The sequence below is a fragment of the Acidovorax sp. MR-S7 genome (assembly GCF_000400995.2).
Classification (GTDB): domain Bacteria; phylum Pseudomonadota; class Gammaproteobacteria; order Burkholderiales; family Burkholderiaceae_C; genus MR-S7.
The window spans coordinates 367,754-378,296 of record NZ_DF238999.1; the positions used below are offsets into that span (position 1 = coordinate 367,754).

The 10,543-nt window shown below is 67.0% G+C and carries 10 protein-coding genes; all 10 read right to left on the reverse strand.

The genetic code is table 11. The features are described from left to right. Positions 1–148: 148 nt before the first annotated feature. The 10 genes from ntrC to AVS7_RS22820 all read right to left on the reverse strand — a co-directional run bounded on the left by ntrC (position 149) and on the right by AVS7_RS22820 (position 10,457). Positions 149–1,681, reverse strand: a complete 1,533-nt coding sequence (ntrC, locus tag AVS7_RS22775) for a nitrogen regulation protein NR(I) (RefSeq protein WP_024002133.1) — start codon at positions 1,679–1,681, stop codon at positions 149–151. Positions 1,682–1,716: 35 nt separating this feature from the next. Continuing rightward, the gene (gene glnL / locus AVS7_RS22780; protein WP_034692009.1) at positions 1,717–2,772 is read right to left on the reverse strand and encodes a nitrogen regulation protein NR(II); all 1,056 of its coding nucleotides are present in this window, start codon (positions 2,770–2,772) and stop codon (positions 1,717–1,719) included. A 60-nt stretch (positions 2,773–2,832) separates the two neighbouring features. After that, entirely contained in the window at positions 2,833–3,330 is a 498-nt protein-coding gene (locus AVS7_RS22785; protein ID WP_020231071.1) for a hypothetical protein, read from the reverse strand. Positions 3,331–3,507: 177 nt separating this feature from the next. Then, positions 3,508–4,923, reverse strand: coding sequence for a type I glutamate--ammonia ligase (glnA, locus tag AVS7_RS22790; RefSeq protein WP_020231072.1), 1,416 nt, complete (start codon positions 4,921–4,923; stop codon positions 3,508–3,510). A gap of 167 nt (positions 4,924–5,090) precedes the next feature. After that, entirely contained in the window at positions 5,091–5,912 is an 822-nt protein-coding gene (locus AVS7_RS22795; RefSeq protein ID WP_020231073.1) for a molybdopterin-binding protein, read from the reverse strand. After that, the gene (locus AVS7_RS22800) at positions 5,909–6,769 is read right to left on the reverse strand and encodes an EI24 domain-containing protein (protein ID WP_034692011.1); all 861 of its coding nucleotides are present in this window, start codon (positions 6,767–6,769) and stop codon (positions 5,909–5,911) included. The genes AVS7_RS22795 and AVS7_RS22800 overlap by 4 nt, the downstream gene beginning before the upstream one ends. A 33-nt stretch (positions 6,770–6,802) precedes the next feature. Next, positions 6,803–7,777: a sterol desaturase family protein gene (locus tag AVS7_RS22805; RefSeq protein ID WP_020231075.1), complete on the reverse strand. Its 975-nt coding sequence runs from the start codon at positions 7,775–7,777 to the stop codon at positions 6,803–6,805. Between the two features lie 6 nt (positions 7,778–7,783). Continuing rightward, positions 7,784–8,623 carry a polysaccharide deacetylase family protein gene (locus AVS7_RS22810; protein ID WP_024002134.1) on the reverse strand — a complete coding sequence of 280 codons (840 nt, stop codon included), beginning with the start codon at positions 8,621–8,623 and terminating at the stop codon, positions 7,784–7,786. After that, complete coding sequence (locus tag AVS7_RS22815; RefSeq protein ID WP_020231077.1) at positions 8,610–9,581, reverse strand: YncE family protein; 972 nt, start codon at positions 9,579–9,581, stop codon at positions 8,610–8,612. The genes AVS7_RS22810 and AVS7_RS22815 overlap by 14 nt, the downstream gene beginning before the upstream one ends. A gap of 138 nt (positions 9,582–9,719) precedes the next feature. Next, positions 9,720–10,457, reverse strand: a complete 738-nt coding sequence (locus AVS7_RS22820) for a 16S rRNA pseudouridine(516) synthase (RefSeq protein ID WP_020231078.1) — start codon at positions 10,455–10,457, stop codon at positions 9,720–9,722. Positions 10,458–10,543: the final 86 nt, after the last annotated feature.

The window sequence follows — 10,543 nt, forward strand, 5'->3', positions numbered from 1 at the left end:
TCAAAGCCGCCCCGCCCCCGTCGGGTCAGCAGGCGGACGACCCGGCTGTAGGACGCGCCGCCCACCCGCAGGCAGCGCTTCTCCCACAGCCGTAAGCTACAAATAAAGGAGCTTCTTGCGCTTTACAAGCAAGCGCTAGAGCCCATTTTCACCCTTCATCCGGCGCATCCAGACCCAGTTCCTGAATCTTGCGGGTGATGGTGTTGCGGCCGATGCCCAGGCGCTGCGCGGCCTCCATGCGCCGCCCGTGGGTCAGGTGCAGCGCGGTGCGGATCAGCTGCGACTCGAAGCGCCGCGAGAGTTCGCCCCACACGTCGGGCAGCCCATCGTGCAGGAGCTTCTGCGCCTCGCTTTCCAGCGCAGGCTCCCAGCCGGCCAGCGGCAGGGCCTGCACGGACGCGGGGGCGGCGGGTGCCGCCATCGGCACCGGGGCGAAGGGGGGCGCCTCCACCGGCACGGCGGGTTGCGCCGGAGCCGCCACCGGCAGGGACGCGGAGCCGGAGGAAGCGTCCAGCACCTCGGGGGGCAGGTCCTGCGGCGAGATCACCTGGGCCGGCGCCATCACCGTGAGCCAGTGGCAGATGTTCTCCAACTGGCGCACATTGCCCGGGAAGCCGAAGCGTGTGAGCAGCGCCAGCGCGCCCTCGGAGATGCGCTTGGGCTCTACGCCGAGCTGGCGCGCGCTCTGCTGCAGGAAGTGGCGCGTGAGCATGGGCACGTCCTCGCTGCGCTCGCGCAGCGCGGGCAGGCGCAGTCGGATGACGTTGAGGCGGTGGAACAGGTCTTCGCGGAATGCGCCGTCCTTCACCCGCTGCTCCAGGTTCTGGTGCGTGGCGGCGATCACGCGCACGTGCGCCTTCACGGCGGCGTGGCCGCCCACGCGGTAGAACTGGCCGTCCGAGAGAACACGCAGCAGGCGCGTCTGCAGGTCGAACGGCATGTCGCCGATCTCGTCGAGGAACAGCGTGCCGCCCTCGGCCTGCTCGAAGCGGCCGCGCCGCTGGGTCTGCGCGCCGGTGAAGGCGCCGCGCTCGTGGCCGAACAGCTCGGACTCCAGCAGGTCCTTGGGGATGGCGGCGGTGTTGATGGCGATGAATGGCCCGTCCGCCACGGGCGAGTGCCGGTGCAGCGCGCGCGCCACCAGTTCCTTGCCCGCGCCCGACTCGCCCGTGATGAGCACGGTGACCACGCTCTGGGACAGCCGCCCGATGGCGCGGAACACGTCCTGCATGGCCGGGGCCTGGCCCAGCATCTCGGGCGCGGCGGCGTGCTGCAGTTCGGCCACGTCCTCGCGCTGGCTCTCCTCCACGGCGCGGCGGATCAGCTCCACCGCGCGGGGCAGGTCGAAGGGCTTGGGCAGGTATTCGAAGGCACCGCCCTGGAAGGCGGAGACGGCGCTGTCCAGGTCGGAATAGGCCGTCATGACGATGACCGGCAGGCCCGGCTGCTGCTTGCGCACCTGCTCGAGCAGGTGCAGGCCTGAGCCGCCGGGCATGCGGATGTCGCTCACCAGTACCTGCGGGCCCTGGTGCGCGCCCTCGCCCGCGGCCACCTCGGCCAGGGCGTCGAGCACGTCGCGCGCCTGGATGAAGCTGCGTGTGGGCAGGTTCTCGCGGGCCAGCGCTTTTTCAAGGACGAAGCGGATCGAGGGGTCGTCATCCACTATCCAGATCGGCTTCATTACAGTCTTTGCTCCGTTGTTGCGTGTCGCGGACCTCAGGGCAGCGGGATGAGGATGCGGAAGTCGGTGCGGCCCGGCGCGCTCTCGCACTCGATCAAGCCATGGTGCTGTTGCACAAAGGTTTGCGCCAGCGTCAGGCCCAGCCCCGATCCCCCGTCCCGGCCCGTCACCAGCGGATAGAAGATCCGCTCCTTGATGGCGTCGGGCACACCCGGTCCGTTGTCGATGACATGCAATTCCAGTGCCAGCCGGTAGCGCTGGCGGCCGAAGGTGATCTGCCGCGCCACGCGGGTTCGCAGCGTGATCTCCGCGTCGCCCGTGGCGATGCGCCCGGCCAGCGCCTGCGCGGCGTTCTGCACGATGTTGAGCACGGCCTGTATGAGCTGCGCCCGGTCGCCCCGGAATTCGGGGATGGAGGTGTCGTAGTCGCGCAGCACGCGCAGGCCCTGCGGGTGCTCGGCCAGCACCAGGGCGCGTACGCGCTCGCAGACCTCGTGGATGTTCACGTCGCCCACCAGGTGGGGATGGCGGTGCGGCGCCAGCAGGCGGTCCACCAGGCTCTGCAGCCGGTCAGCCTCGTGAATGATGACCTGGGTGTATTCGGCCAGTTCGGGCCGGTCCAGCTCCATCTCCAGCAGCTGCGCCGCGCCGCGGATGCCGCCCAGGGGGTTCTTGATCTCGTGCGCCAGGTTGCGGATCAGCTCCTTGTGCGCCTGCGCCTGCTCGCGCAGGCGTTCCTCGCGATCCTGGCGGGCTTGTGCCTCCAGCGGCCACAGCTCCACGAGCACGTCGCCGCCCGGCTCCACCACGGCCACGCTGGCGTGCACAGGCAGCGGCTCCTGCTGCGGGCGGCGCAGCACGGCCTCGAAGCGCAGCGCGGCGAAGTCCTGCCCGCGCGCCCCGGCCAGCGCGTGCTGCAGCATTCCGGGGTCGGTGAACCAGTGCGGGAAGTCCGCCCCTTCGAGCATGCGGCGCGAGAGACCCAGGGCGTTTTCCAGCGCGGCATTGACGAACGCCGTGTTGCCGTCGGGGTGCAGCACGGCGATCAGCGTGGAGACGAGGTCCAGCGCCTGGTAGCGCTCGGACGGCAGCGCGGGCGCCGGGGAAGTGGTGGGCGGCGGCGGCTGGATGATCGTACCCTCCTGCGCGTTTTACTTGTTCAGGCGGGCCAACTCGCGCTTGATGCCGGCCACGTCGGCCTCGGCGCGCGTCACACTGGCCTTGAGCTCGGCTGTGCGCTCGATGTAGCCCTGCGGGTTGCGCAGCTCCAGCGCGGTGCGCTGGGGCGAGCCATCGTTGTATTCCCGGCGCAGGTCGGCCAGGCGCGCTTCGGCCTTGCGCAGCTCGGCCTCCAGGATGGCACGCGCGTCGGCGTCGCGGGCGCGCTGGTCGGCCGTGTCCACGCGTGGCGTGTTCGCGGGCGCAGTGCTGGCGGAGCCCCCGCCGCCTGCAGGCGCCGCCGGGGCTGCCGCCGGACGCGAACCTTGGAGCACCGTCACATTGCCACCTTCCACGAGCTTGCAGCCACGCTCCCGGGCCTGCGTGGTGTTGTTGGTGTATTCGTTGCCGCAGCGGTAGATGCGGTCCTGCGCCCAGGCGGGCTGGAGCGCGGCGACGGCGGCGGTCAAGGCGAGCAATGTGTTCTTCATGGAAATCCTCACGGGGCATGCGTGCCGCATGCATGGCGGTCGAGTATCCCCCAATCACCCCATGCAGCCAATCACGGCCGCCCGGACCGGCAGGGATTGCACGCAGGCCCTCGATGCAAAAAGGCGGCTCGCAGCCGCCTTTTTTCTACCATGGGCGAGAGTGGCCTCCCGCGCAAATCACAGCGAGTAGTACATGTCGTACTCGACCGGGTGCGGTGCCATGCGGAAGCGCTGCACCTCGCCCATCTTCAGCTCGATGTAGGCGTCGAGCATGGCATCGGAGAACACGCCGCCCTTGGTCAGGAAGCCGCGGTCCTTGTCCAGCGATTCCAGCGCCTGGTCCAGGCTGTGGCACACGGTGGGCACCAGCTTGTCTTCCTCGGGAGGCAGGTGGTACAGGTCCTTGGTGGCGGCTTCGCCGGGATGGATCTTGTTCTCCACGCCGTCCAGGCCGGCCATCATCAGGGCCGAGAAGCACAGGTAGGGGTTGGCCGAAGGATCGGGGAAGCGCGCCTCGATGCGGCGGCCCTTGGGGTTGGCCACGTAGGGGATGCGGATCGACGCCGAGCGGTTGCGCGAGCTGTAGGCCAGCTTCACGGGTGCCTCGAAGCCGGGCACCAGGCGCTTGTAGCTGTTGGTGCCGGGGTTGGTGATGGCATTGAGCGCACGGGCGTGCTTGATGATGCCACCGATGTAGTACAGCGCGAAGTCCGACAGGCCGGCGTAGCCGTCGCCCGCGAACAGGTTCTTGCCGTCCTTCCAGATGGACTGGTGCACGTGCATGCCCGAGCCGTTGTCGCCTGCATAGGGCTTGGGCATGAAGGTCGCCGTCTTGCCATAGGCGTTGGCCACGTTCCAGATCACGTATTTCATGACCTGGGTCCAGTCGGCGCGCTCGACCAGCGTGCTGAACTTGGTGCCGATTTCGTTCTGGCCGGCGCCCGCGACTTCATGGTGGAACACCTCGACCGGAATGCCCAGTTGCTCCAGCACCAGCACCATCTCGGCACGCATGTCGTGCGTGCTGTCCACCGGCGGCACCGGGAAGTAGCCGCCCTTGGTGGTGGGACGGTGGCCGCGGTTGCCGCCTTCGAGCTTGGCGCCGCTGTTCCAGGGGGCTTCGTATTCCTCGATCTCGAAGAACACCTTGCCGGGCTCGTTGCTCCAGCGCACGCCGTCGAAGATGAAGAATTCGGGCTCGGGGCCGAAGTAGGCGGTGTCGCCCAGGCCGGAGGCCTTCAGGTAGGCCTCGGCGCGCTTGGCGATGGAACGCGGGTCGCGGTCGTAGGCCTTGCCGTCGCCCGGCTCCACCACGTCGCACTGCAGGAACAGCGTGGTTTCCTCGAAGAACGGGTCGATGTTGGCGGTGCTGGGATCGGGCATGAGCTGCATGTCCGAGGCTTCGATGCCTTTCCAGCCGGCAACGGAGGAACCGTCGAACGCATGGCCGGAGGTGAACTTGTCTTCGTCGAAATGCGAAACCGGCACGGTCACGTGCTGTTCCTTGCCACGGGTGTCCGTGAAGCGGAAGTCCACGAACTTGACCTCGTTCTCCTTCACCATCTTCATCACGTCTGCAACGGTCTTGGCCATCAGGGTTCTCCAGGAATAGAAGTGCTCATCAAAAATGACGAGGCAGAAAAAGCAGATTGCATGCCAGCACCGCCATCCCCTGCCCGGCGGTAAAACCGCGCAGGTCTTTGACGCAAGCTCGGCGACAACGCACCAATAGAGTGCCGGATTCTAGATGGCAGCCGCCATCACAAATGCCGCACCATTTCAGGGCCTATGGTCGCACCAAAATCGTGCAGTCCTGTGCGTAGCGCATGCCAGGCTGCCGGCACCTTGCCTGCATCGCCCTTGACGCCCAACTCTACGTGGCGTCCGTGCACCGGATGGTCCACGCTGGGCAGGCTGAAGACCTTGATGCCGGGATGCTCGGCCTCGATGCGCTCCATCAGCGGAGTGAGGGCGCCTTCCATCGCGCCGTAGAGCACGACGGAATGCTCCGTCTGCGGCCGGCGGTTGAACCACCGGGCGCAGTAGCGCTCCAGCACCCACTCCACCATGGGCCAGGCCATCACCGGAAAGCCCGGGACGAAATGCACCATGCCGCCGCCCGGCCCGTCGCAGGAGAAGCCGGGAATCTTGTTGTACGGGTTGGGGATGATGCGGGCGCCCTGCGGGAACACGCCCATGTTGAGCCGGTGCAGGTTGTCCGGCCGCTCAGGCTCGAAAGCTGTGCCCTGCTCGCGCGCCACGTCCTGCATGCGCTCGCAGATCAGGGCCTGCGCCTCGGGGTGCGGCGCCAGCGGCAGCTCCAGCGCGGCGGCAGCGCATTGGCGGGTATGGTCGTCGGGCGTGGCGCCGATGCCGCCGCAGCTGAAGACGATGTCCGGGGAGGCGAACGCCCTGCGCAGCGCGGCGGTGATGCGGGGCCGGTCGTCTCCCACATAGTCCGCATAGGCCAGCCCCAGGCCCCGGGCCGCCAGGAGCTCGATGACCTTGGGCAGATGCTTGTCGGCACGCTTGCCGGAGAGGATCTCGTCGCCGACGATGATGAGACCGAAGGAAGGCGTCATGATGAGGGATTGTCGAGCAGGGGCGGCGCCTGCGCATCCGCAGGAGCGGGAAGGGGCTCTCCGCGCTCCTGCCGCAGCCGCTGCAGGGCAGCCAGGCAGAAATGGGTGAACCAGAGGGAGGAAAAGGCGAACACCAGGGTGTAGATCCAGATGGCGATCGGCACCAGCACGAAGAACGCCGCGGCGAACACCACGCCCGAGGCCCACACGATGCCTGGCGCAGCACCCAGGAAGCCGCTGAGCACGCCGATCAGCAGAAGGCTCCACCGGTGGCGCTTGAACAGCGTCTGGCGCTCTTCCTTGCTGGCATGCTCCGCCAGCGCATCGAAAGCCATCACGCGGTAGGTGAGCCACCCCCAGATCAACGGCGGCAGGATGAGCACGAGCGGCGGCACCAGCCACAGCGGCACGGACACGGCCAGCGCCACCAGAGCCGCGAGGGTGGAGCCCAGCGACCACAAGACGCTGACGAGAAAGGAGCCGCCCCGCTTGCGCTCCAGGCCAGGGAAACGCCGCTGCGCGACCAGCGTCACCACAGCCGGCGCCATCAGCAGGGCCACCGCCAGTACGCAGACGATGACGATGAGCGGCGTGGCCGCGAGCACCACGAGCGCCGGTGCCAAGACGCCCGGCAGGTCACCGGCGCCGAATCCACGCAGCCAGCCCCACAGCATGCCGAGCCAGTCCGCATTCTCGAGCGCGCCCTGCACCCAGGCCACCGCCGGCGCCCAAAAGAAATAGCCGCACGCGGCGGCCACGACGGCGATGAGCAGCAACGGCAGCAGCGACAGCGCCACGACGCGCGGGACCAGGCAATATCCTGCCGCGCGCCAAAAGGAATCAAGAAGAGGTCCCATGCCGGCCAAGCATAGCGCCATTGCAGGCAACGCTCAGGCGCGCCCAGCCAGGCGCAGCAGCCCGCGCCACTGCTGCCTCCAGAACCCTCGGCCATAGTCCCGCAACCGCCCGTCCGGGCCCGGCCGTACCTGGTCACTCACGCCCGTAGGCTCGTAGCGGCGGTCGAAATTCGCCGTGCCGAACAGCATGTCCCACCATGGCAGCAGCACACCGAAGTTGCAACCTGGCGGGACACGGGCCTCCGCGGCAGTCGCGCCGGCATCTCCGATCGCGTGGTGCAGCCGGTGAAAGCGCGGGCTGACCCACAGGCGGTCGCCCAGCGCACCGAATCCCAGCCTCAGGTTGGCATGGTGCAGGTTCTCGCTGAGTTGCGTGAGCGCCACGATCGCGATGAACTGGCCCGGCGCCACGCCGATGGCTTGCGCCACGAAGACCAGGAGGGTGTCGCGCAGCAGGTCGTCCAGCAAATGGTTGCGGCTGTCGCTCCACATCGTCATCTGGCGCTGCGAGTGGTGCAGCGCATGCAGGCGCCACCACCAGTCCCAGCGGTGCTGGGCCCGGTGGATGGCATAGTCCGCGCAGTCGAACACCAGCAGGTACAGCAGCAGGCTCACCAGGGGCCTGTCGGTCACGCCAGGCCACAGTCCATCCAGCTGGAACGTGCTCAGCCCCTGGATGCGCAGCGCACCGAACAGGCCGTCCCACAGCGGCTCGACGGAGAAGAACAGGACCAGGCGGAACACCCCGAGGCGGTGGATGAGCGTGTACAGCACATCGGTACGGATGGCGGCTCGGTCCACCACCGGCTCCACTGGTCTCCAGCGCTCCAGGGGAGCGATGACCACCAGCATCACCGCCAGTTGCAGCAGCCCGACCAGCAGCCAGCCCGTGGCGGCATAGGCATCCTCGAGCACGCCGGCCTGCCCCAGCGCGAACAGCACGGGCTGCACCACGGCCTCGAAAAGCCACTGCTGCGCGGCGTCAAAGAGTTGGGTCAGCCATGCCATGGTGTCCTACCGTTGCCGTATCCATTCAGCATAGCCGGGATGGTCGCGCAGGGTGCGAAAGCAAAACCCCCGCTCCTTCAATCCCTTGATGAGGGGCTCCAGCACAGCCGGCGCCCACGGGTCCTTGCGCGACCAGATACCCAGATGCGCCAGCAGGATGTCGCCATCGCGGATGGTGCGCAGCGCCTGCTCCAGCAGAGCGCGGTTGCTGTAGCGCTCGCTCGGCAGCTCGTCGCCCAGGAAGCCCGCGGGTGACCAACCCACATGGGCATACCCGCACGCCCGGGCAGTAGCCAGCAGACGCTGCGAAGTCTTGCCGCCGGGCGCCCGGAAGAGGGGCAGCGGCTCCTTGCCCGTAATGTCCCGCAGCCTGCGGGCAGCCGCGTCGATCTGCGCGCAATACTGCGCTCCCGTGAGCGAGAACTCCTGCCCCGCCTGCGGCCCGGCAGAAGGACGCACGCGGAAAGACGGCTTGCCATCCGAACCTTCATCGGCCCGCCAGTAGACATGGTCCAGCGTATGGGATGCGAACTCGTGCCCCTCGGCTGCCCGGCTTTTCCACCACGCGGCCCAGTGCCCATCCAGGCTGCCGCCACCGGTCTGCGTGCGTTCACTGGCAGCGAAAAAGGTCACCTTCACCTGTTGCCGCTGCAGCACCTCTGCCACCAGGGGCGCGACTCCCATGTGGCCTGTGTCTAACGTCAGGTATACAGTGGAATCACAGGCATTTTCGGCTATAGCGCTTACAGGGAAAGCGCCAGCAGCTATCAATAATGCAGCAACACCGATCCGATGCCACCGTGTGCGCAGCGCCTGCAGGCCCCGCAGCACCTCAGCGCGCAGCATGCCGCAGCGTCCATACGCCGTGGGGCGATTTTCCGACGGGAATGGCACGGACCACCTTGCGCTCGCTGGTATCGATCACCAGCATTTTGCGCGCCCAGCGCGCGCTGACATACAGGAAGCGCCCGTCCGCCGAGACATCCATGCAATCCGGGCCGCCCGGCGCGGGGAAGCTGTCCACCACGCGCCCGGCCCGCATGTCGATCTTGCTGATGGTGTTGGCCACCCGGTTGCTCACGTACAGGTGGATGCCATCGCCGGCTGCACGGAAGGCATGGGCGCCATTGCCGGTCTTGATGCGTTGCACGCTGCGCGGCACCTCCCCCGAGATGTCGAAGACTTCCACGCTGTCGCTGCCCGTGAGGCCGACGAACAGCTGCTTGCCGTCCGGGCTTCCATACACATCGGCCGGCATGGCGCCCGTCTTGGTCCGCCACCGGATCTTCTGGGTGGCAATGTCGATGGCGACCAGCTCATCACTGTCCTGCATCGTCGAATACACCGTGCGGCTGCCGCTGTCTATCCACAGGTGGCTTGGCGTCTTGCTGGTGGGCACGCGCTGGACCAGCGTGAGATCCGTGCCGTCCCACCGATAGAAATCCACATGGTTCAGCCGGTTCGCCGCCGTCACCAGCCATTTCATGTCGGGAGAGAAACGCAGGTGGTACGGATCGACGATACCCCGCACCGTGCGCTGCACCTGCGCCGTGCGCGGGTCGACGAAGGTGAGGCTGTCGCCAAGCGCATTCGCGACGATCAGCGATTTCTCGTCTGGCGTGAGATAGAGGTGGTGAGGCTCCTTGCCCGTGGGAATGCGCGCCGTTTCCGCCCAGGTGGCAGGGTCGATGACGCTGATGTCCGCCTGCAGGGAGTTGAGCACGAAAACCGGCGGCTCCGCATTCGCGTGCGCGCCCAGCGTCGCCACCGCAGCAATCCATGCGCCCACGATGCGCTTGTACATTCCCTTCATCACCCGGCCCCTTTCGGCACGACACGCCCGCGGAACCGGACGATCACTCGGCGCGACGACATGCGCGCCAGCGACATCAACGCGAACACGGCATGCAGCGTTGACGCCCCTCTTGCGTATGGCGCATGCCTACTTCAAAAGCGCCAAATCTTCCTCATCCAGCCAGCGCCATTGCCCAGGCTGCAGATCCTCGGGCAGCGCCAGGCCGCCGATACGCGAGCGATGCAGTGCCTCTACCCGGTTACCAACCGCGGCGACCATCCGCTTGACCTGGTGGTACTTGCCCTCGGTCAATGTTAGGTCCATCTGCTGCTCCCCTTTCACCACGCAAGCTGCCGCACGCACGGGCTGGGGATCGTCGTCCAGCACCACGCCGCCCAGCAAGCGTTCGACTTGAACGGCTTCCACGGCATGCTTGGTCGTCACCTCGTACACCTTGGGAACATGCTTCTTGGGAGAACTCATCCGGTGGATAAACTGCCCATCATCGCTGAGCAGCACCAGGCCTGTCGTATCCTGGTCCAGCCGTCCCACCGCCTGCACGCCATTCACGGCACCCTTGCCCGGCCGTTGGCGCAATGGGGCTGGCAGCAATGTATAGATGCTCGGATAGGCGGAAGGGCGTTGGGAACACTCCGTCCCGGCGGGCTTGTGCAGCATCAGGTAAGCCTTGGCGTGGTACGCCCAGTCCACGCCTTGGACACGCACCACCAACCCCTCTACCTCGAACTCTGCAGCTGCATCCGTGCAAACAGCAGACTCTCTAGAGTCATTCTGATAAACAGCCACCAATCCCTGCTGGATCAACCCTGCGCAGACACGGCGCGTACCAAAACCCTGCGAATAGAGAATTTCCTGAATCTGCATGTTTTTCTTTCCAAAGCAAAACGCCCCCCTGCACGTAGGTACAGGGAGGCGGTTTGGGCTGTAAGAGCCTGACGATGACCTACTTT